The organism is Xanthomonas sp. F4 (genome assembly GCF_011761895.1).
In genome coordinates, this window is sequence record NZ_JAASQX010000006.1 from 89362 (window position 1) to 113188 (window position 23827).

The 23827-nt window shown below is 67.9% G+C and carries 12 protein-coding genes; all 12 read left to right on the plus strand.

The window, feature by feature from the left end:
* Positions 1-11 precede the first annotated feature (11 nt).
* The 12 genes from FHR66_RS17305 to FHR66_RS17360 all read left to right on the plus strand — a co-directional run bounded on the left by FHR66_RS17305 (position 12) and on the right by FHR66_RS17360 (position 23698).
* Entirely contained in the window at positions 12-2711 is a 2700-nt protein-coding gene (locus FHR66_RS17305; protein ID WP_160965582.1) for a beta-mannosidase, read from the plus strand.
* An 11-nt stretch (positions 2712-2722) separates the two neighbouring features.
* Positions 2723-5398, plus strand: coding sequence for a glycoside hydrolase family 3 C-terminal domain-containing protein (locus FHR66_RS17310; protein WP_160965584.1), 2676 nt, complete (start codon positions 2723-2725; stop codon positions 5396-5398).
* Positions 5399-6029: 631 nt separating this feature from the next.
* Positions 6030-9011, plus strand: a complete 2982-nt coding sequence (locus FHR66_RS17315) for a TonB-dependent receptor (RefSeq protein WP_167087977.1) — start codon at positions 6030-6032, stop codon at positions 9009-9011.
* 876 nt (positions 9012-9887) lie between these two features.
* Entirely contained in the window at positions 9888-11807 is a 1920-nt protein-coding gene (locus FHR66_RS17320; protein WP_160965588.1) for a beta-galactosidase, read from the plus strand.
* Positions 11804-13180 carry an APC family permease gene (locus FHR66_RS17325; RefSeq protein WP_160965590.1) on the plus strand — a complete coding sequence of 459 codons (1377 nt, stop codon included), beginning with the start codon at positions 11804-11806 and terminating at the stop codon, positions 13178-13180. The genes FHR66_RS17320 and FHR66_RS17325 overlap by 4 nt, the downstream gene beginning before the upstream one ends.
* Positions 13177-14112: a carbohydrate kinase family protein gene (locus FHR66_RS17330; RefSeq protein WP_160965592.1), complete on the plus strand. Its 936-nt coding sequence runs from the start codon at positions 13177-13179 to the stop codon at positions 14110-14112. The genes FHR66_RS17325 and FHR66_RS17330 overlap by 4 nt, the downstream gene beginning before the upstream one ends.
* On the plus strand, positions 14087-15529 hold the full coding sequence (locus FHR66_RS17335) for a family 4 glycosyl hydrolase (RefSeq protein WP_160965594.1): 1443 nt from the start codon (positions 14087-14089) through the stop codon (positions 15527-15529). Before FHR66_RS17330 ends, FHR66_RS17335 begins: the two co-directional genes overlap by 26 nt.
* Positions 15530-15700: 171 nt before the next feature.
* Positions 15701-17140 carry a glycoside hydrolase family 125 protein gene (locus tag FHR66_RS17340; RefSeq protein WP_160965596.1) on the plus strand — a complete coding sequence of 480 codons (1440 nt, stop codon included), beginning with the start codon at positions 15701-15703 and terminating at the stop codon, positions 17138-17140.
* 113 nt (positions 17141-17253) lie between these two features.
* A complete protein-coding gene (locus FHR66_RS17345; RefSeq protein ID WP_160965598.1) occupies positions 17254-19596 on the plus strand; it encodes a GH92 family glycosyl hydrolase in 2343 nt (780 codons plus the stop codon).
* A 135-nt stretch (positions 19597-19731) separates the two neighbouring features.
* Positions 19732-21582: a glycoside hydrolase family 35 protein gene (locus tag FHR66_RS17350; RefSeq protein ID WP_160965600.1), complete on the plus strand. Its 1851-nt coding sequence runs from the start codon at positions 19732-19734 to the stop codon at positions 21580-21582.
* Positions 21583-21900: 318 nt separating this feature from the next.
* Positions 21901-22560 (plus strand): SLATT domain-containing protein, encoded by a 660-nt coding sequence (locus FHR66_RS17355; RefSeq protein WP_160965602.1) that lies wholly within the window; start codon positions 21901-21903, stop codon positions 22558-22560.
* 70 nt (positions 22561-22630) lie between these two features.
* On the plus strand, positions 22631-23698 hold the full coding sequence (locus FHR66_RS17360; RefSeq protein ID WP_160965604.1) for a hypothetical protein: 1068 nt from the start codon (positions 22631-22633) through the stop codon (positions 23696-23698).
* Positions 23699-23827 lie beyond the last annotated feature (129 nt).

Consider the following 23827-nt stretch of genomic DNA (forward strand, 5'->3'; position numbering starts at 1 on the left):
GAGACCCTCGCATGACCCAGCCGCCCCGCCGCTCCCGTTCCGCGTCGCGCACGCGCCTTCCTGCCCGCCTCGGGCTGTTGCTGGCGCTGGCCTTGCCGGCGCTGGGACAGGCGGCGGCGCCGGCGACGCTGTCGCTGCAACAGGGCTGGCAGGTGCGGCTGGCGCCGGGCGATGCCAACGCCAAGGCGCACCCGAAGGCGGCGCAGTGGCTGCCGGCGCAGGTGCCGGGCACGGTGCAGACCGACCTGATCGCCGCCGGGGTGGTGCCCGATCCGTTCTATCGCGACAACGAAGCGCAGATCCAGTGGGCCGGGCTCAGCGACTGGCAGTACCAGACCCGGTTCCAGGTCGATGCGGCCCTGCTGGCGCGCCCGCACCTGGAACTGGTGTTCGACGGCCTGGACACCTTCGCCGAGGTCTACCTCAACGGCAAGAAGCTGCTGGCCGCCGACAACATGTTCCGGCAGTGGCGGGTCGACGCCAAACCGCTGCTCAAGCGCGGCGACAACGTGCTGGAAGTACGCATCGCCTCGCCGATCAAGAAGATCCAGCCGTGGCTGTCCAAGCAGCCGTATGCGCTGCCCGGCGCCTACGACTCGGCGTTCGGCGACGAGCCGGTGGCACGGCACAGCTCCACCTATGTGCGCAAGGCGCCGTACAACTTCGGCTGGGACTGGGGTCCGCGCATCGTCACCGCCGGCATCTGGCAGGGCGTGCGCCTGGAAGCCTGGGACGACCTGCGCGTGGACGGCCTGCGCATCGCCCAGCAGCGCGTGGACGCCGACGCGGCGCAATTGCTGGCGCAGGTGCAGGTGCAGGCCGGCCGCAGCGGCGAGGTGCAACTGGATCTCGACGTGCTCGGCCCCGACGGCCAGCGCGTCGGCCAGTTCAGCCAGCATGCCATCGTCGATCCAGGCGCCAATACCCTGACCGTGCCGGTGCGCATCGCCAAGCCGCAGCGCTGGTTCCCGGCCGGCTACGGCCGCCAGGACCTGTACACGTTCAAGGCGCAGTTGCGCGACGCCGCAGGCGAACGCCTGGACGTGCAGCGCGTCACCGGCCTGCGCAGCGTCGAGCTGCGTCGCGAGAAGGACCAGTGGGGCAAGAGCTTCGCGCTGGTGGTCAACGGCATCCCGGTGTTCGCCAAGGGCGCCAACCTGATCCCGTTCGACAGCTTCCCCACCCGCGTCGACGCCGCGCGCATGCGCGGCTTCCTGCAATCCGCGCGCGACGCCAACATGAACATGCTGCGCATGTGGGGCGGCGGCCATTACCAGCCGGACAGCTTCTACGAGGACGCCGACCGCCTGGGCATCATGATCTGGCAGGACTTCATGTTCGGCGGCGCCATCCCGCCCTACGACGTGGCCTTCCGCGAGAACACCCGCGCCGAGGCCGAGGAGCAGGTCCGGCGCCTCGGCGACCACCCCAGCATCGTCATCTGGTGCGGCAACAACGAAGTGCAGACCGGCTGGGAAAACTGGGGCGACCGGGTCAAGTTCAAGCAGTCGATCGACCCGGAAGAGCGCGAGCGCATCGTGCGCGGCATGACCACGCTGTTCGGCACGGTGCTGCGCGAAGCGGTACAGAAGTACGACAGCGACACCCCGTACTGGGCGACCTCGCCGGGCACCGATTTCGACGGCGCCGCCGACCAGCCCGACGACGGCGACATGCACTACTGGAAGGTCTGGGGCGGCCCGGCGCTGCCGGTCACCGAGTACCTCAACGTGACCCCGCGCTTCATGTCCGAATACGGCCTGCAGTCGTTCCCCGAGATGCGCACCATCCGCGCCTTCGCCGAACCCGGCGACCTGCAGCCGGAATCGCCGGTGATGCGCGCGCACCAGAAGTTCGACAAGGGCAACGGCAACAAGCGTCTGCTGCTGTACATCCGCCGTGCGTTCGGCGAGCCCAAGGATTTCGCCAGCTTCGTCTACCTGAGCCAGATCATGCAGGCCGAGGGCATCACCCTGGCCGCCGAGCACCTGCGCGCATCGCGGCCGCAATCGATGGGTTCGCTGTACTGGCAACTCAACGACGTGTGGCCCGGCGCGTCGTGGTCGAGCCTGGACTACTTCGGCCGCTGGAAGGCGCTGCAGTACCACGCGCGCCGCTTCTACGCGCCGGAACTGATCGCCGCGCTGCGCAACGACAAGGGCCAGACCCAGGTGTCGCTGGTCTCCGACCGCACCACGCCGCTGGCCGCGCGCTGGCGCATGCGGGTGATGGATCTGTCCGGCAAGGTGCTGAGCAAGACCGAGAAGCCGGTGACGCTGGCGCCGCTGTCCAGCGTGCGCGTGGGCAACTTCAGCGACGCGCAGCTGCTGCGCCGCGCCGATCCGCGCCGCAGCGTGGCGGTGTTCGAGCTGCTCGACGGCGAGCGCGTGCTATCGCGCAACCTGGTGTACTTCGACGCGGCCAAGCACCTGCAGTGGCCGCAGGCCGACATCCGCACCGAGCTGCGCGCGGACGGCGACGGCTATGCGCTGACCTTGAGCAGCCCCACCCTCGCCGCACAGGTGTGGCTGAGCTTCGGCGACCTCGACGTGACGCTGTCCGACAATGCCTTCGACCTGCTGCCGGGCGAGCCGCTGAGCGTGCGCGTGCACAGCAGCGCCACGCTGGAGCAGCTGCGCGCCGCGCTGCAGGTGCGCGACCTGGGCGGGACCCTGGCTGGCGCCCCGGCCGAGCCGGCGGAGACGAAGTGATGGGCGGGGAGATGTCGCATGCATCGGCCGGCGCGGGGTCGCGGCTGAAGCCGCTCCTACAGCCGCTGGCACAGGCGCTGTGCGCGATCGCCCTGCTCGCCGCCCCGCTCGCCCATGCCGACGAGGCCGAGGACCGCGCCGCCGCGCTGGTGGCGAAGATGACCCGCGCCGAGAAGATCGCGCAGGCGATGAACGCTGCGCCGGCGATCCCGCGCCTGGGCGTGCCCGCCTACGAGTGGTGGAGCGAGGGGCTGCACGGCATCGCCCGCAACGGCGAGGCCACGGTGTTCCCGCAGGCGATCGGCCTGGCCGCGACCTGGAATCCCGAGCTGCTGCACGAGGTCGGCACCGTCACCTCGACCGAGGCGCGGGCCAAGTTCAACCTCGCCGGCGGCCCCGGCAAGGACCATCCGCGCTACGCCGGGCTGACCATCTGGTCGCCCAACATCAACATCTTCCGCGACCCGCGCTGGGGCCGCGGCATGGAGACCTACGGCGAGGATCCCTACCTCACAGGACGGCTGGCGGTCGGCTTCATCCGCGGCCTGCAGGGCGACGATCCGGCGCAGCCGCGCACCATCGCCACGCCCAAGCACCTGGCCGTGCACAGCGGGCCGGAGCCGGGCCGCCACGGCTTCGACGTGGACGTGTCGCCGCACGATTTCGAGGCCACCTACTCGCCGGCATTCCGCGCCGCCATCGTCGACGGCCAGGCCGGCTCGGTGATGTGCGCGTACAACTCCCTGCACGGCACGCCCGCCTGCGCCGCCGACTGGCTGCTCGACGGCCGCGTGCGTGGCGACTGGGGCTTCAAGGGCTTCGTCGTGTCCGATTGCGATGCGATCGACGACATGACCCAGTTCCACTACTACCGCGCCGACAATGCCGGCTCGTCCGCGGCCGCGCTCAAGGCCGGGCACGATCTGAATTGCGGCTACGCCTATCGCGAGCTCGGCCTGGCCTTCGACCGCGGCGAAGCCGACGAAGCCCTGCTCGACCGCTCGCTGGTGCGCCTGTTCGCCGCGCGCTACCGGCTCGGCGAGCTGCAGCCGCGGCGCAACGATCCGTATGCACGGCTGGGCACCAAGGACATCGACAGCGCCGCGCACCGCGCGCTGGCGCTGCAGGCCGCGCAGCAATCGCTGGTGCTGCTGAAGAACGCCAACGCCACCCTGCCGCTGCGCCCGGGCCTGCGCCTGGCCGTGCTCGGCCCCAACGCCGACGCGCTGGCCGTGCTGGAAGCCAACTACCAGGGCACCTCCGTGGACCCGGTGACGCCGCTGCAAGGCTTGCGCACGCGCTTCGGTGCCACCCAGGTCACCTATGCGCAGGGCGCGCCGCTGGCCGCCGGCGTGCCCGGCATGATCCCCGAAACCGCGCTGCGCAGCGACGGCAAGCCCGGGCTGCGCGGCGAGTACTTCGACAACCTGGACCTGGCCGGTAGGCCGCGCGTGCAGCGCCAGGACCGCGTGGTCGGCTTCAACTGGGATCACGTGGCCCCGGCCAAGGACGTGGACAAGGACCGCTATTCGGTGCGCTGGAGCGGCGAACTGCTGCCGCCCGGCCCCGGCGACTACACCCTGGCGGTGAGGGTGGCGCGCTGCTTCGATTGCACCGGCCACGACCCGGTGCGCCTGTACATCGACGACCGGTTGGTGATCGCCGGCAACGCCGAGGACAAGCACCTGCCGACCGGCATGCACAACGCCGATGGCCGCAACGTCGAGGCCGTGCTGCATTTCGACGACGCGAAACCGCGGCGCATCCGCTTGGAGCTGGAACACCGCGGCCAGGACCAGGGCCTGCGCCTGGAGTGGCTGGCGCCGCCGGCGCTGCAACTGGCCGAAGCCGAACGCGCGGTGGCGCAGGCCGACGCAGTGGTGGCCTTCGTCGGCCTGTCGCCGGACGTGGAAGGCGAGGAACTGCGCATCGATGTGCCCGGCTTCGACGGCGGCGACCGCAACGACCTGGCCCTGCCCGCCGCGCAGCAGGCGCTGCTGGAACGGGCCAAGGCCAGCGGCAAGCCGCTGGTGGTGGTGCTGATGAGCGGCAGCGCGGTGGCGCTGAACTGGGCCAAGCAACACGCCGACGCGATCATCGCCGCGTGGTATCCGGGCCAGTCCGGTGGTACCGCGATCGCCCAGGCGCTGGCCGGCGACCTCAACCCCGGCGGTCGCCTGCCGGTGACCTTCTACCGCTCGACCAAGGACCTGCCGCCCTACGTCAGCTACGACATGAAGGGCCGCACCTACCGCTACTTCAAGGGCGAGCCGCTGTTCCCGTTCGGTTACGGGCTGAGCTACACCCAGTTCGCCTACGACGCGCCGCAGCTGTCGGCCGCACAGTTGCAGGCCGGCCAGCCGCTGCAGGTGAGCACCACCGTGCGCAACACCGGCGCGCGCGCCGGCGACGAGGTGGTGCAGGTGTACCTGCAGTACCCGCAGCGCGCGCAGTCGCCGCTGCGCAGCCTGGTCGGCTTCCAGCGCGTACACCTGCAGCCGGGCGAGGCGCGCACGCTGAGCTTCGCCTTGAACGCACGCGATCTCAGCGATGTGGACCGCAGCGGCCAGCGCGCGGTCGAAGCCGGCGACTACCGCGTGTTCGTTGGCGGCGGCCAGCCCGGCACCGGCGCCCCCGGCGGAGACGCTGCGTTCTCGATCAGCGATCGAGTGACCCTGCCGAAGTGAGCGATGGGGCCGCAAGCGGCCCTGTCTACGAAATGCGCCAGCGCATGCGGCGGTGCAGCGTAAACGCCCGCCGCCCTTCTGTCGCCGCGCCCCCCGATCCCGTGTCCCAGCGCCCCGCCAATTTATTTTTCACGACCTATTGACAGCCTTCCGGGACAGAGGTATCGATAACACGTCGGTGCTACGCATCGACGATGCCAGACGCGCCGGACGCCGCAACACCTGCGGCGTTCTCCAGGGCAGTTCCAGGGGTGATGTGCCATGTCATGCAGTCGTCGCAGCCAGGATCGATGCCTCGCCGGAGTTCCGGCGCCCTGCCTGTTGTCCGCGCGCCGCGCGGGCACGCACGGGAGCCGCTGCGCATGACCCGTCGCTACAAACTGAGCGCGCTGCGTTCGCGCTCCAAGTGCATCGCCGGCTACTCGCCGCCACGCCACTGATCGCCGTTTAACGGTCCGCCCAGCCGGCAGACGCCTCGCGTCGGTCGCCGTTCGCTTTGTCCTGCTTGCACGCCGCCCGGCGTGCGGTCCGAGCGCGCGCGCCGTCCGTCCACCGTGTCTGCCTCCCAGGAACGCAGCGGCGCGTCGCCTTCGGCGCGTGCACGCACCGATCACGATCAGCGAGGTGTCACGTGGCAACCCATCCCTATTGCAAGCGCAAGGCGCTGTGCGCAGCCATTCTGGCCATCACCGGCCTTGCCGCCGCCGCACCGGCGCTGGCCGGCACCGTGCAGGGCGAACTCAAGGAGCGCAGCAGCGGCAAGCCCGCCGCGCATGCGAAGGTCGCCATCGTCGGCACTGCGCTCAGTGCCGTCACCGACGCACAGGGCCGCTTCGTCATCGACGACGTGCCGGCCGGGCAGTACGCGCTGCAGCTGGACTACCCCGGCTTCAGCGCGCCGGAAACCACCGTGCAGGTCGCCGACAGCGGCGCCGCCAATGTGTCGATCGCGCTGGACGAGGCCAAGCAGTTGCAGACGATCAGCGTGGCGGCCAACCGCTACGACGCCAGCACGCTGAAGATGAACGCCTCGAACACCGTGGACGTGCTGTCGGCCAACGATCTCGAGCACACCGCCGTGCACAACGTCGCCGAGGCGCTGGGCCTGATCGCCGGCATCAACATCACCTACAGCGGCTCGGGCTATTTCGGCGGTGTCGATGGCGCCGCCCGCGGCGAAGGCATGTTCGCCTCGGTGCGTGGCCTGCCCTCCGAATACAACGTCAACCTGATCGACGGCGTCACCGTCGCCCAGGGCATGCCGTACAGCCGCAGCGTGCAGTTGAGCCTGTTGCCGCCCTCGGGCCTGCAGACCATCGTCGCCAACAAGACCTCCACCGCCGACATGGACGGCGACGCGATCGGCGGCACCCTGGATTTCCGCACGCCCACCGCCTACGACTACAAGGATCCCAGCAGCGGCAGCGTCACCGTCAGCGGCCGCGTCGAGAGCCGCGCCCGCGACTATGGCGGCGACGGCCTCGGCGGCGGCCTGGCCGGCGAGTTCCAGCACAAATTCGGCGACGAGCAGCAGTTCGGCTTCTACGCCAGCGCCTACTACGACTACCGTACCTCGACCAACAGCGAGGTGGCCGCGGCCACCAGCGCGCTCAACGACGGCTCATGGAAATTCCTGCACGCCAATGCCGACGGCAGCAATGCCGCCGGCTACGCGCCGCAGGACAACCTGACCAGCACCGGCATGAACGTCGGCGTGGTCGCCGGCTGGGAGCGCCGCTACGGCGGGAACGCGGCGTTCGACTGGAACGTGGACGACACCCTGTCGGTGTACGCGCGCGCCACCTACGCCTACGCCAAGACCGACCAGGGCACCACCTTCGTGCAGTTGCTGCCGCAGGACGTCAGCTTCGTGCCGAGCGCCACGCCCGGCGTGTATTCGCCCAACATCAACCGCATCGCCGCGCGCTTCTGGTACGAGACCAACCCGGAAATCGCCGACCTGGCCACCTTCCAGGTGGGCGCGCGCAAGACCGTGGGCAACTGGACGCTGTCGCCGAACCTGTTCTACAGCTTCGGCGACAACGACCGTCCCGACCACATCGAGATCGACGGGCGCGAGGACAAGTTCAGCCAGGCCAACTTCGCCTACTCCGGCAGCAGCCTGATGCGCTACGGCAGCGGCGCCTTCCCCTACCCGCAGCTGACCCCGGCGCTGCTGGCGCAGGTCAACAACATCCCTTCGCTGTACGCCAGCAGCTACGGCGAATCGACCAAGATCTACTCCGGGCAGAAGAAGGGCGGCGCCAAGTTCGACGCGCACTACGACTTCAGCGACGGCGCGCTGACCGCGCTGCAGTTCGGCGTGAAGTACAGCAAGAGCAGCCGCCACTACAGCAACCGCGACTGGTGGACCGGCCCGGTGCCCGACGCCAGCACGCTGGGCGACCTGGGCATCTTCAACGGCGGCTATGCGGCGATCTTCCCCGGCAAGTACCACTGGGCCACGCCGCGGGTCAGCGAAGGCGCGGTGGCGCAGGTGATCGCCAACCACCTCACCGACGACGACCTGGATACCTGCGGCAGCGCGTTCTACGTCAATAACTACAACTGCAACACCATGCGCGGCACCGAGGCGGTCAGCGCCGCCTACGCGATGGCGACCTTCAACTTCGGCAGCCTGGAAGTGGTACCCGGGGTGCGCTTCGAGCACACCAGCATCCACAACACCTTCTGGACCACGCCCACCGACAACAGCGGCAACGAGCAGGTCGGCTATTTCGCCGCCAACAGCACGCACTACGACCAGCCGCTGCCGAGCGTGTTCCTGACCTGGCGTCCGGACAGCGCCACCACCTATCGCGCCGCGCTGTGGACCAGCTATACGCGTCCGGCGTTCGTGCAGTTGGGTGGTGGCAGCCAGATCAGCGTGTCCAACGCCGTGCCACCGATCACCACCATCACCCAGGGCAATCCGGACCTGAAGGCGATCACCTCGACCAACCTGGATCTGTCCGGCGAGTGGGCCACCGAACACGGCGGATTCTTCTCGGTGGCCGGCTTCTACAAGCGCCTGCACCACTACATCTACGACGCCGGTTCCGGCCAGGCCAATTCGGACACCAGCGGCAGCGGCACGGTGTTCTACCAGATGCCGACCAACGGCGGCGACGGCCGCGTCTACGGCGTGGAGGTCAGCGCGCGGCAGCGCTTCCAGGATCTGCCGGCGCCGTTCGATGGGCTGGGCGTCAGTGCCAATGCCACGCGCCAGCATGCGCACGCCGATCTGGGCATGGCCGGCTTCGAAGACGAGCAGATGCAGTCGGCACCGAATGCGATGGCCAATCTGGAGCTGTTCTACGAGCACTCGAAGTTCTCGGTGAACCTGAGCTATCACTTCAGCAGTTCCTATCTGCTGAACTACGATTTCCTGCACCAGAACGCGCCGTGGGACGACCTGTGGGCGCGGCCGACGCGGCGGGTGGATCTGCATGCGGGCTATCGGTTCGACAATGGGGTGAATGTGGATCTGTCGATCTCCAATCTCACCAAGGAATACAGTTACTGGGGCCACGTGGGCCGGCACAATCTGGCGGTGTCGGACATCGTCGATGCCGGCATGATGACGCTGTTGACCGTCAAGTACGCGTTCTAGGCCGCGCGGCGTGCGCACTGGGATGCCACCGCGGAGCGTTGCCACGCTTTCTGTGGGAAGGGCTTCAGTCCCGACGGGCTTTACCGGTGCGGCCTGGATCAGGCTGCATCGGGAACCAGCTCAAGCAGCGCGCGCCTGGGTTGTCGTAGGAGCGGCTTCAGCCGCGGCAGGCTTTCCCGACACGGCCTGGGCCACGCTTTTTGTAGGAGGGACTTCAGTCCCGACGGGCTTTATTGGTGCAGCTTGGATCATGCGATCTCGGCAGCTCACACTAGTGGCACACGCCGCCGCTCTTGTAGGAGCGGCTTCAGCCGCGACAGGCCTTCCCGACACAGCCTGGACCGCGCCTCTTGTGGGAGGGACTTCAGTCCCGACGGGCTTTATTGGTGCAGTTTGGATCATGCGATCTCGGCAGCTCACACTAGCGGCACACGCCGCCGCTCTTGTAGGAGCGGCTTCAGCCGCGACAGGCTCTACCGACACAGCCTGGGCCACGCTTTTTGTGGGAGGGACTTCAGTCCCGACGGGCTTTACCGGTACTGCCTGGGTAGGCAAGCAAAAGCAAAAGCTTTCGCCTGACGGCGAGTTACTTTTCTTTGCTTGTGCAAAGAAAAGTAACCAAAAGAAGCCGCTTTACAGCAGCCGAATGGCTGATCAAGCACACCCCGCCTTCGCGCCCGCTGCGCGGGTCCGCTCCGCTGACGGGATTTTCGGACGGGGCATCCTGCCCCGGCCGAAAACGGCGCACGTCCTTGTGCGCCGCCCCCCTACGGGGGGTTTTGCCCGCCAGCTCCGCCGCTGCGGAGGGGACCCGGGAAAGGCAAAAGCCGAAGAGCAACAGCAACAGCAACGGCAACGCTCCGGCTGGAGCCCGCAATGAAGCGCCGCGCGTTCTGCCGGTTCGGGTTACTGGCGCCGTTGGGATTGGCGACGATGCCGATGCTGCGCGCAGCGGTGCCAGCCTCAGCACCGGTGCCGGATGGACGGCCGCACGCATTCGGTTACGCGCAAGGACGCTTCACGCTCGACGGCCAGCCGTGGCAGATCCGCAGTGGCGAGCTGCATCCGCTGCGGATCGCACGTGCGGATTGGTTGCATCGCATCCGCATGGCCAAGGCGATGGGGCTGAACACCATCGCGCTGTACCTGATGTGGAATGCGCTGGAAACGGCGCCGGGACAGTTCGATCTGGACAGTGGCGAGCGCGATTTCGTCGGGTTCATCCGGCTGTGCCAGCAGGAGGGGCTGTGGGTGTATCTGCGGCCCGGACCGTATGTGTGCGCAGAGTGGACGCTGGGCGGGTTGCCGCCATATCTGCTGCGCGATACGAACATCCGCCTCCGCGATCGCCACGATGCGCGCTACATGGCGGCAGTGGAACGCTACATCGGGGCGATCGCGCCGCGCATCGCGCCGTTGATGGCCAGTGCCGGCGGGCCGGTGCTGATGCTGCAGATCGAGAACGAGTATTCGATGCACGGCAGCGACGTCGGCTATCTGCAGGCGCTGGCCGCGCTGTGGCGGGCGCATGGGGTCGACGGGCCATTCTCGCTGGCCGAAGGGCTCAAGGATCTGCGCCGGCGTCAGGCCATGCTGCCCGGCGCCGCGCTCGGCCTGGATGGTCCCGATCTGCACGATCTGCAGGCAGCCAAGGCCTTCGCCGGGCAGGCGCCGGTGTGGGTGTCCGAGGGCTATCCCGGCTGGCTCACGCACTGGGGCGAGCCGCAGTTCGCGCACCGCGACTACGCGCCGCTGCTGCGCCGCATCGCCGCCGCCGGCTATTCGTTCAATCTGTACGTGGTGCACGGCGGCACCAACTTCGGCCTCAGCGCCGGCGCCAATGCCGAGGACGACGGCTCGCAGTTCCAGCCGGCGCTGACCAGCTACGACTACGGTGCGCCGATCGACGAGGCCGGCCGCGCCACGCCGGCGTATTTCGCGCTGCGCAAGATCATCGCCGCACAAGCCGACGCGGCACTGCCGCCGGTGCCGGCCGCACCGCGCCGTGCGCACTTCGATGCGGTGCAGGCCAAGCCCGTGGCCACGCTGTGGGACAACCTCGGCCCCGCGCTGCAGACCGACACCCCCACCGACAACCAGCGTCTGCTCGGCCAGGACCAGGGCCTGGTGCTGTATCGGCGGCGGATCGGCGCGGGCCAGGCGCTGCACCTGGGGCAGGTCCACGACTACGCGGTGGTGCATGTCGACGGGCGCGAGCTGGACCACGTGTCGCGGGTGCGGCACCCACGCCTGCATAGTGCGCTGCAACTGCGCTTGCCGGATGCAGCAAAGGACACGCGCGATCTCGAGGTGCTGGTCGACAGCTTCGGCCACATCAACTTCGGCCCGGCGCTGGGCGATCGCAAGGGCCTGCTCGGTCCGGTCCGGCTCGATGGTCGAGACCTGCACGACTGGGAGGTGCGCGGGCTGGCGCTGGACGCGGACGCGACGCCGTCGCTGCGCCCACTGCAGGCACCGCCGCAGCGCCCTGGCCTGTTCTTCGCCACCGAATTCACCCTGGACCAGCCCGGCGACGTGCACCTGGACATGCGCGACTGGCGCAAAGGCTATCTGTGGGTCAACGGGCGCCTGCTCGGCCGCTACTGGGACATCGGCCCGCAGCGGTGCCTGTATTGCCCCGGCGCCTGGCTGCGCGCCGGCGCCAACCAGGTCCTGATCCTCGATCTGCATCGCCTGCAACCGGGCCTAGTGCGCTGTGCCGACGGCCTGGTGCCCGCGCCTGCAACACAGGCCTTCGCTCCCCTTCCCTCCCCGCAGGATCGCGCATGCACATGACGTCGCTCGCCGCCCCCGTCGCGTCCTCCCCGTCCGCTGCGGACCAGGGCGCGCCGCCGCGCACGTTGGGGTTCTGGAGCGCGCTGTCGGCCAATCTGCTCAACATGATCGGCATCGGCCCGTTCATCACCATCCCGCTGGCGCTGTCGGCGCTGGCCGGGCCGGCGGTGCTGCTGGGCTGGGTGGTCGGCGCGCTGCTTTGCCTGTGCGACGGCCTGGTGTGGGCCGAACTCGGCTCGGCGATCCCGCGCTCGGGTGGGCCGTATCACTACCTGCGCGAGGCCTATGGCCGCGACCGCGCCGGGCGCCTGTTCGGCTTCCTGTACCTGTGGCAGACGCTGCTGACCGCGCCGCTGTCGGTGGCTGCCGCCGCGGTCGGCTGCGCGCAGTACCTGGCCTATCTGATGCCCGGGCTGAGCCACACCGCACTCACCGGCATCGCCATGGCGCTGTGCCTGTTCAACACCGCGCTGCTGTATCGACAGGTGCGCTCGGTGCAGGTGCTGTCGCTGCTGGTCAGCGCGGTGGTGATCGCCGCGTGCGTGTGGATCGTGCTCAGCGGCGCGCTGCATTTCGACATGGCGCTGGCACGCGAGTTCCTGCAGGCGCGGCCGGCCTCGCCGCACGGATTCTGGCTGGGGTTCGGTGCGGTGGCGCTGATCGCGGTGTACGACTACGGCGGCTACAACAACGTGTGCATGCTCGGCGGCGAGATCCGCAAGCCGCGCCGCACGATTCCACGCGCGGTGCTGTGGTCGATCCCGATCGTGGCGGTGCTGTACCTGGGCTTGAATGTGACCCTGCTCGGCGTGCTGCCGTGGCAGCAGGCGGCGCAGTCCAAGGCAGTGGTCGCCGACTTCATGCAGGCCATCTATGGCCCGGTGGGCAGCACCGTGGCGGTGGCGCTGATCGTGCTCGCCAGCTGGGGCTCGGCGCTGGTGGTGCTGCTTGGCTATTCGCGGGTGCCGTATGCAGCGGCGGCGTCCGGCCAGTTCTTCGGCGTGTTCGCGCGGCTGCATCCGCGCGGGCGCTTCCCCACCGTGTCGCTGCTGTTCGTCGGCATCACCTCGGCGCTGGCCTGTCCGCTGTCGCTGGACGACCTGATCGCCACGCTGATGATCATCCAGATCCTGTTCCAGTTCCTGGCGCAATGCATGGCCGTGGTGCTGCTGCGGCGACAGCCGCGGCGCCGCGCCGGCTTCGCCATGCCGCTGTATCCGTGGCCGCTGCTGATCAGCGTCTGCGGCTGGCTGGCGCTGCTGGCCAGCAGCCCGCTGCCGCGACTGCTGGCGGCGGTGCTGGCGCTGTGCGCGGGCACCGCGCTCTATCTCATCCAGGCCAAACGCGAGGCAGCATGGCCCTTCCAGCAATGAAAACCCATGACGTCGCGGTGGTCGGCGAGGTCTATCTCGACCACATCTTCAGCGGCTTCGCCAGCTGGCCCGGGCCGGGCGAGGAAGCGATGGCGCGGCACTACCACCGCGATCTCGGCGGCGGCACCGTCAACACCGCCTGCGGGCTGGCGCGGCTCGGGCGGCGGGTGACGCTGATCGGCGCGATCGGCGCCGGCGACCACGCCTGGTTCGCGCAGCGCCTGGGCGAGTTCGGCGTCGGCACCGAGGGCCTGGTCGACCACCCCGCCGGTACCGGCGTCACCGCCAGCGTGTCGCTGCGCGAGGACCGTTCGTTCTTCACCTATCCCGGCGCCAATGCCGAGTTGGAACCGCTGCTGCGCAGCGCGGCCGCGCTGGAGGCGATGTGCGCCGCGCGCCACGTGCACTTCGCCCTGCCGCTGCCGGCAACGCTGGCGCGCACGCTGCTGCCGGCGTTGCGCGCGGCCGGCTGCAGCACCTCGCTGGACGTCGGCTTCAACCCGGCATGGCTGGCCAATGCGGACAACCACGCCACCTGCCGCGCGGTCGATCACTTCCTGCCCAACCAGAAAGAGGCGGCGCTGGCCGGCTGCAACGGCGACGATGCCGCGTCCTGCCGCGCCTGGGCGCAGGCGCTGGGCATGGCGCAGGTGACGATCAAGCTCGGCGGCGCCGGCGCCTGCGTGGTGGACGCGGCCGGCGCGCGGCTGATCGCTGCACCTGCGGTCGCCGTGCAGGACACCACCGGCGCCGGCGACGCCTTCGATGCCGGCTTCATCGACGCGCTGCTCGACCACGCTTCCCTCGATGCCTGCGCGCAGCGCGGCTGCCTGTGCGGCGCCGCCTGTTGCACCGCGCTCGGCGCGCTCGACGGTCTTCCCGATCCCCCACGTCTCAGGAGTCTCCATGAGCAGTTCCTTTCCCAACCGTAAGCTTGCCCTGATCGGCGGTGGCGGCGTGCGTGCGCCGCTGGTGGTGTACGGCGTCAACGATGCCGCCGAAGCGCTCGGCGCGCGCGAGATCGTGCTCTACGACCCGGACCAGGAGCGGCTGGCGCTGATGGTCGCGCTGGGCCGCGCGGTGGTCGCCGAGTTCGGCGGCGAGCTGCAGGTCACCGCCGCCAGTTCCGCGGAAGCGGCGATCGACGGCGCGCACTTCGTGCTCAACAGCATCCGCATCGGCGGCATCCGCCAGCGCGCCACCGACGAACACACCATCATCCGCCACGGCTACGCCGGGCAGGAGACCACCGGCCCCGGCGGCGTCGCCAAGGCGCTGCGCACGGTGCCGGTGGCGATCGAGCAGGCGCGGATGGTGGAGCGGCTCAGCCCCGAGGCCTGGCTGGTCAGCTTCACCAACCCGGCCGGGCTGATCACCCAGGCCATCAGCCGCCACACCCGCGCGCGCGTGGTCGGCATCTGCGACACGCCGGTGGAGCTGTTCCACAACATCGCCCGCGCACTCGGCGAGCCGCCCGCGGACGTGGACTGCGAGTACGTCGGCCTCAACCACCTGGGCTGGATCCGCGCCGTGCGGGTGCGCGGCGAGGACGTGCTCGACCGCATCCTGGCCGACGACGCGATCCTGCGCCAGCTGTACTTGGCACCGCTGTTCGACTTCGACATGCTGCGCACGCTGCGGCTGATTCCCACCGAGTACCTGTACTTCTACTACGAGCGTAGTCGCGCCCTGGAGAACCAGCGCGCCAGCGGCGCCAGCCGCGGCAGCGAGATCGAACGGCTCAACCATACCTTGATCGCCGACCTGCGCAGCCGCCTCAACGCCGGCGACGGCAGCGGCGCGGTGCAGACCTATGCCGCCTACCTGCAGCAGCGCTCCGGCTCGTACATGCGGCTGGAAGCCGAGGCCGGCTCGGCCTTCGCCGACGACCTCGCGCCGCAGCCGGACCCGTTCCGCGCCAGCACCGGCTATCACCGCATCGCCGTGGACGTGATGAGCGCGCTGACCGGCGCGCTCCCCGGGCGGCACGTGGTCAACGTGCGCAACCAGGGCTGCATGCCGGAACTGGCCGACGACGACATCGTCGAGATCTCCTCCACCATCGAGCGCGACCGCATCACCCCGCTGCCGGCACGGCCGCTGCCCGAGGCGATCCAGGGCCTGGTGCGCACGGTCAAGTCCTACGAGCACGCCGCCATCGACGCAGCGCTCAGCGGCAGCCACCTGGACGCCTGCAAGGCGATGCTGATCCACCCGGCCATCGGCGAATGGAGCCCGTCGCGGCGGCTGCTGGAGGCCCTGTTCGGCCATGCCGGCAACAGCGACGACGACGGCGAATGCGTGTGCTCGGGACCGATGCACTGGCACGGCGCGCATCACGCCCACTGAGCCTGTCGGTTGTGCAGTCGCAGGATGCATCGGACGGCCACACGTTGTAAGGTCGTCGCAAATTGGTCCGTTATAGGTACCATCAACCTGTCCTCCCGGCCGCGGCCGGCGCCTCCCCCCGGTGCCAGCCCGCGCCGGGACTGTTTGTCGATCCACGGAGCGTTCCAGGCCATGCCCACCCGCCGCGACATCCTCCACTTCCTCGGCGCCAGCGCCGGCGCCGCGCTGCTGAGCGGTGCGCTGCCGGCCGCCGCCGCGGCATCGGCCTCGACCGCCCTGCCCAGCAAGCGGCCGCCGCCGGGCAAACGCCGCTTCGTCAGCGCCGCGGTCGAGCGCCAGTTGCGCACGGTCAAGGCCGGCATCGCCGATCCGCGCCTGGCCTGGCTGTTCGAGAACTGCTACCCCAACACCCTCGACACCACGGTCGAGACCGGCACCCGCAACGGCAAGCCGGACACCTTCGTCATCACCGGCGACATCGAGGCGATGTGGCTGCGCGATTCCTCCGCGCAGGTGCATCCCTACGTGCCGCTGGCCAAGCGCGACCCGGCGCTGCGCCGCATGTACCACGGGCTGATCCAGCGCCAGGCCGCCTGCATTCGCCTGGATCCCTACGCCAACGCGTTCCTGCCCGACGGCACCAGCCAGCGCCTGAAGTGGTCGGTGGCCGACATCACCGAGATGAAGCCCGGCGTCGGCGAGCGCAAATGGGAAGTGGATTCGCTGTGCTACCCGATCCGCCTGGCGCACGAGTACTGGCGCGCCAGCGGCGATGCCGCGCCGTTCGACGACGACTGGCGCGAGGCGATGCACGTGGTGGTGCGCACTTTCCGCGAGCAACAGCGCCTGCACGGCCGCGGCCCGTACAGTTTCCAGCGGCCCTCGCCCTTGGCCACCGAGACCCTGGTGCTGGACGGCTACGGGCAGCCGACCCGGCCCAACGGCATGATCCACTCGATGTTCCGCCCGTCCGACGACGCCTGCCTGTACCCGCTGTTCGTCCCCGCCAACCTGTTCGCGGTGACCTCGCTGCGGCAACTGGCGACGATGAGCGAGGCGCTGCACCACGACGCCGCCTTCGCCGGCGAGTGCCGTGCGCTGGCCGACGAGGTCGAGACCGCCACGCGTCAGTTCGGGCAGATGCGCGACGCCGACGGCCAGCCGTTCTGGGCCTACGAGGTGGACGGCTACGGCAACCAGTTGTTCATCGACGACGCCAACGCGCCCGGCCTGCTGAGCCTGGCCTACCTCGGCTGCTGCGATCGCCGCGATCCGCTGTTCCTGCGCACCCGGCAACTGGCCTGGAGCGAGCGCAACCCCTACTTCTCCCGCGGTCGCGCGGCCGAAGGCGTTGGCAGCCCGCATAGCGGCCTGGGCACGATCTGGCCGATGTCGCTGATGCAGTACGCGCTGGCCAGCGACGACGACGCGCAGATCCGCCAGTGCCTGCAGTGGCTCAAGACCACCGACGCCGGCACCGGCTTCATGCACGAAGCCTTCGACAAGGACAACCCGAGCACCTTCACCCGCTCTTGGTTCGCCTGGGCCAACACCTTGTTCGGCGAGCTGATCATCGACCTGCACCAGCGCAAGCCGCAGTTGCTGTCGTAGGAGCGGCTTCAGCCGCGACCGGGCTTTACCGGTAATGCCCCATCGCGGCTGAAGCCGCTCCTACAGAAAAACCAAACCCCCACCGCACCGCCGCACACCCCGAGGACAGCACCATGGCCACACGACGCGGTTTCCTGCAGGGCGCCATCGCCCTGGCCCTGTTCGGCAGCAGCGGCATCGCGCGCCTGGCGCAGGCACGCGCCGGCAGCTACGCGCTGCCGGCCGATGCGCGCGCCAAGGCCGAACTCACCCGCAACGTCGACTTGTTCATCGGCACCGGCGGCCATGGCCACACCTTCCCCGGTGCCACGCTGCCGTTCGGCATGGTGCAACTGAGTCCGGATACCTCCAACGCCGATTGGGACGCCTGCTCCGGCTACCACGCCGACAACGGCTCGATCATGGGCTTCTCGCACACCCACCTGTCCGGCACCGGCGTCGGCGACATGCTCGATTTCCTGGTGGTGCCGGCCGTCGGCGAAGTGAAACTGCAGCCCGGCCCGCTCGACGATCCCGACGCCGGCTACCGCTCACGCTTCGACCACGCCGACGAAGCCGCCTCGCCCGGCTACTACCGCGTGCGCCTGAAGGACAGCGGCGTGCATGCCGAACTCACCGCTACCGCGCGCGCCGGCCTGCACCGCTACCACTTCCCCAAGGGCAAGCCGGCGCACCTGCTGCTGGACCTGTGCCACGGCATGCAGGACAAGCCCGAGATCCCCACCCGCGTGGAAGAAGCAAGCCTGCGTCTGGTCGACGCGCAGACCGTCACCGGCGGTCGCCGCGTCTACCAATGGGCCAAGGGCCGCTACATCTACTTCGCGATGCGCCTGTCGCGGCCGTTCGCCAGCGCGCAGCTGTATGCCGACGACCAACCGTTGGCCGCGAGCGCGCGCAGCGCCGACGGCAATCGGCTGAAACTGGCCCTGCACTATCCCGATGCCGCCGACGCGCCGCTGCTGGTCAAGGTCGGCATTTCCGCGGTCAGCGCCGAGAACGCCCTGGCCAACCTCGACGCGGAACTGCCCGACTTCGACTTCGCCCGCGTGCATGCCGCCGCCGTCGCCGAATGGGAAAAGGAACTGGGGCGGGTGCGCATCGACAGCGACGACGAGGCGCAGCGCCGCATCTTCTACACCGCGCTGTACCACAGCCTGATCGCGCCGACCCTGTTCAGCGACACCGACGGCCGCTACCGCGGCATGGACCTGCAGGTGCACCAGGCGCCGGCCGGCTACCACAACTACAGCACCTACTCGCTGTGGGACACCTACCGCGCCCTGCATCCCTTGCTGACCCTGGTGCAGCCCGAGCGCGTGCCCGACCTGGTGCAGTGCCTGGTGCGCGGCGCCCACGAATCGCCGCAGGGCGTCGCCATCTGGCCGCTGCAGGGCGTGGAGACCGATTGCATGATCGGCTACCACTCCGCGGTGGTGCTGGCCGAGGCGCATGCCAAGGGCTTCACCGGCATCGACTGGAAGGCGGCATACCCGGCCTGGCGCAAGCGCGCGATGGACGACGACGTGCACGGCCTGGCGCTGTACCGGAAGATGGGCTACATCCCCTGCGACAAGGTCGACGAATCGGTCAGCCGCACCCTGGAATTCGCCTACGACGACTGGGCGGTGGCGCACCTGGCGCAGGCGGTCGGCGCCGACGCCGATGCCAAGCACCTGCGCGAACGCTCGCGCCAGTACCGCAACGTGTTCAACCGCGAAAGCACCTTCGTGCAGCCTCGCCTGAGCAACGGCCAGTGGGCTACCCCGTTCGATCCGCGCGCGATGGGCCACAGCGCGCAGTGGCGCGACTTCACCGAGTCCAACGCCTGGCAAGCCACCTTCCTCAACCAGCACGACCTGTACGGCTACATGGACCTGTTCGGCGGCCGCGACAACTTCGTCGCCAAGCTCGACGAACTGTTCACCACCAGCTCCGAACTGCCGGCGGACGCACCGCCGGACATCGACGGCATGGTCGGCCAGTATGCGCACGGCAACGAACCCAGCCACCACGTCGCCTACCTCTACGCCTACGCCGGGCAACCCTACAAGACCCAGGCGATGGTGCGGCGGCTGCTGCGCGAGCAGTACCACGACGCGCGCAACGGCCTGTCCGGCAACGAGGACTGCGGGCAGATGAGCGCCTGGTTCGTGCTCAGCGCACTTGGCCTGTACGCGGTGGACCCGGTCAGCGCCAACTACGTGCTGGGCAGCCCGCTGTTCAAGCGCGCCGAACTGGACGTGGGCAACGGCCGTACCCTGCGCATCGTCGCCCACGGCAACAGCCCGGCCAACGTCTACATCCAGCGCGCCCGCTGGAACGGCAAGCCCTACACCCGCAGCTGGCTGCGCCACGCCGACCTCGCCGCCGGCGGCACGCTGGAGCTGGAGATGGGCCCGAAGCCCAACACCGCGTTCGGTGCGGGCAAGGACGATCTGCCGCCGTCTTTCGTTTGAGAGCCGGGAGTGGGGATTGGGGAATCGGGATTGGTTGATTCCCCACATCCGCGCTTGTGCGTGACCCGATGCAATACGGCGCGCGCTCCAGTCGTCCTACTGTCGCAATCGCATCGCTTTTTTTCGAGAATCCCCATGCCGCGTACGACCCTCGCCGCTCTTGCCCTCGCCCTGGCGTTCGCCCTGCCCGCCACCAACGTGCGCGCGGCCGACAACACCACCGCCTGGCCCGCCTTCGCCACCCAGGGCGATCACTTCATCCGCGACGGCAAGCCGTACCAGGTCATTTCCGGCGCCATCCACTTCCAGCGCATCCCGCGCGCCTACTGGAAAGACCGCCTGCAGAAAGCGCGCGCGATGGGCCTGAACACGGTGGAGACCTACGTGTTCTGGAACCTGGTGGAACCGCGGCCGGGCCAGTTCGACTTCAGCGGCAACAACGACATCGCAGCCTTCGTCGACGAAGCCGCCGCGCAAGGTCTCAACGTGATCCTGCGCCCCGGCCCGTACGTGTGCGCCGAGTGGGAAGCCGGCGGCTACCCGGCATGGCTGTTCGCCGAGCCGGGCATGCGCGTGCGCAGCCAGGACCCGCGCTTCATCGCCGCCAGCCAGGCTTATCTCGATGCGCTCGCCGCACAGGTCAAACCGCGGCTCAACGGCAACGGCGGCCCGATCGTCGCGGTGCAGGTGGAGAACGAATACGGCTCCTACGGCGACGACCACGCCTACATGCGCCGCAACCGCGCCATGTTCGTCCACGCCGGCTTCGACAAGGCCCTACTGTTCACCGCCGACGGCCCCGACGTGCTCGCCAACGGCACCCTGCCCGACACCCTGGCCGTGGTGAACTTCGCCCCCGGCGACGCCAAGAACGCCTTCGACACCCTGGCCAAGTTCCGCCCCGGGCAACCGCAGATGGTCGGCGAATACTGGGCCGGCTGGTTCGACCAGTGGGGCAGCCAGCACGCCGTCACCGACGGCGCCAAGCAGGCCAGCGAATTCGAATGGATCCTGCGCCAGGGCCACTCCGCCAACATCTACATGTTCGTCGGCGGCACCAGCTTCGGCTTCATGAATGGTGCCAACTTCCAGAAGAACCCCAGCGACCACTACGCCCCGCAGACCACCAGCTACGACTACGACGCCGTGCTCGACGAAGCCGGCCGCCCCACCCCCAAGTTCACCCTGTTCCGCGACGCCATCCAGCGCGTCACCGGCATCGCCCCGCCGGCCCTACCCAAGCCGATCCGCTTCGCCGACCTGCCGGCCACGCCGCTGCGCGAATCCGCCTCGCTGTGGGACAACCTGCCCGCCCCGGCCGCCACCACCGACACCCCGCAGCCGATGGAGCGCTACGGCCAGGCCTACGGCTACATCCTCTACCGCACCACCGTCACCGGCCCGCGCAAGGGCAGCCTGTACCTGGGCGAGGTACGCGACTACGCCCGCGTCTACGTCGATCAAAAACTGGCCGGCAGCGCCGAGCGCCGCTTGCAGCAGGTCGCGGTGGACGTCGACATCCCCGCCGGCCCCCACACCCTCGACGTGCTGGTGGAGAACACCGGCCGCATCAACTACGGCGCCCACCTCCCCGACGGCCACGCCGGCCTGGTCGACCCGGTGCTGCTCGACGGCAAGCCCCTCACCGGCTGGCAGACCTTCCCCCTGCCGATGGATGACCCGAGCAAGCTCACCGGCTGGACCACCGCCAAGGTCGACGGCCCCGCGTTCCACCGCGGCAGCATCAAGATCGGCACTCCAGCAGATACTTTCCTCGACATGCGTGCCTTCGGCAAAGGCTTTGCGTGGGCCAATGGCCATAACCTGGGAAGGCACTGGAATATCGGGCCGCAGCGGGCGTTGTATTTTCCGGCGCCGTGGCAGCGGAAGGGTGGGAATAGCGTGATTGTGTTTGATTTGGATGGCGCTCCGAATGCCAGCGTACGCGGGGTTAAGGGGCAGGTTTGGAGTACGCCCAGTAACTGACTTATCCGCGGAGCGTGCCGTCCGGTGAATCCGGATGGCGCGGGATCAAACAACTTGTCTACAAATTAAGGCCGCAGGCGGTTTGCCGAGCGGCCTTTAACTTGTGACGGCCGTCAACAAGTGGTAGCGTCGGTCTGGTGCGGGGATGCACTGGGGAATGGCGTGGGGTTAGACGCAAGGATTGGGCGACGGCTCGAACCACGAAAGATCGAAACTGCCACACGTGCGGCTACGAAAAGCGGCTGCATCGGCACGCTACACACCTGTTTTACACACCATTTTGTCGCCGAACAGTAGTTAGGCCCCACTGGAACGACTATGCAGCTGAAGCCTTCCGATGTTCCGCAGAGTAATCAAGAAGATCGATTGCTCGCATCTATCAAGACAACAGCAATAAGCCGCTATAACGCGTCAAATCGCCTTGCCCGCCAGGGACGATTTACGTTCTCTGTCTCTACTCTATTTTCGCTTGGACTAATTTTCGTGCCACTCATGCAGCTAGCGAAAGCACCACTTCTCCTCAGTGGCGACGTCCTTTCAGCTATCCAAATCTTCCTGGCTGTGGCAATTCTTGTCTACTCGATTATCATCGGATTCGCCCGATACCAGATCCGCAGCGAGCAACTCAACGATAGCGGAGACAAGCTCAAGAGTCTCATACGCGAGCTGCGAAGCGCAGGCAGCGCTGATGATGGAGGCGATGCTCTTTCTGAGTTCAGGCATCGTTACGAATCCATCATCGCCGACGTCGAGAATCATGAACGTCGCGACTACATTCTCACCATTCTCCGCAGCCCTGATCTCTTCGAGCTTACTCGCGAAGGGCGAATATATCACTGGATAAAATTCTGCTTCGCCGCTTGCCTAAGTTATCTACCATCACTTGCCCTCGTCGCAATCGAAGTCGTCCTTATCACAGATATGTTCGGCGCAACCCGCATCTTCACCCCCTACCTAACAGCGTCGGGTGGAGCCTAACAATTCATTCAAGCCGACCCACTTCGCGGGTCGGTTTAATTCAGGTGATAGGCGTCACAGGGAGACCAGCATGCTCAAGGCCCTCTACTACCCCCACACCGAGGTCCGTAATCCGACGATCCTGAAGAATGCGCTTCTGCTGTGGGATTCGCTTGAGACCATCGTTCCCCGTATGCCGCGAACGTCTCCACACGGTCCGAAAAATATAGAACTACGAGAAGCAGCAAGCTTGGTTGTCAGGCCGCGGCGCCCAAGCGACAAGGAGCAGCAAGAGGCCCACAAGACCCTCGAAACTCTTCTAACCACCGGCAAGCTCGCTGCAATCATGGCAAAGGCGCCGTCCGATTGGCGAGGCGGCAGATACCTGATCTACCCGGACAAGTTCCTCCATATGACTTGGAACATGTTGGAACGAGAGGGATTAGCCCGATTTGAAGCCGGTGCGATGGACTATGACGTCCCGGCAGCTCTGGGCTTCCTGATGATGTCGCTCCTCGCGGACAGTTGTGCCGGGACGCTAATTCAGAAGATCACCGACCGGACCGACGCCTACTCTTGGCTAGCAGAAGCACATGCAAGCGCACTTGGAACGTCGCCGATTACTGGTCTAGATGTAAGCCAAGTTGCTCCAGCCTATGATCGACTGGTTTCGATATCTCTTGACGTTCTGGACGCGCGTGACGTCCCACTCAAGAAGCTTATTGACTTCCGTAAGCGAGAGGCCAGCAGTAGCAGCACGGACTACGCCGCAATGCGCAGAAGATATCTGGCCACACTAGACGCCCACATCAAGCGAGTCACGAAGGAAGCAAAGAGCGTCACTGATCTCCGAGAGCTGGAACGCCAGTTCCGAATCGATCTAAAACATGACCTTGCAGACCTGAAATCCGAGCTGGGTGTTGCAAGCCTGAAGACGCTCTTTTCCAAGGAAGTGGTGATCTCGACGCTCATCGCGGCGGGTACTTTGGTCTCTCCCATTGCGGGCCTAACGGCCCTGTCAACACAAATCGGCCTAATCGGGATCATTCCCTTGCTCAGGTCCGCGACGGATTTGCGGGGCGCGCGTAGAACTGCCTTACTCAAGCACACATCTTCGTGGCTTTATCTCGCCACAAAGCCGCGACTTCAACTCCGCTGAGGGCGCGAGGCGACGCCTAACCCCTCGCTCAAGCTGACCCGCGAGAAACGGGGTAAGGCTGACTTCTTAAGTGAACCTAACCCGTCACACGGTCCAAGCCAAGACTCAGTGCTTCGCAGGTATTAGGCT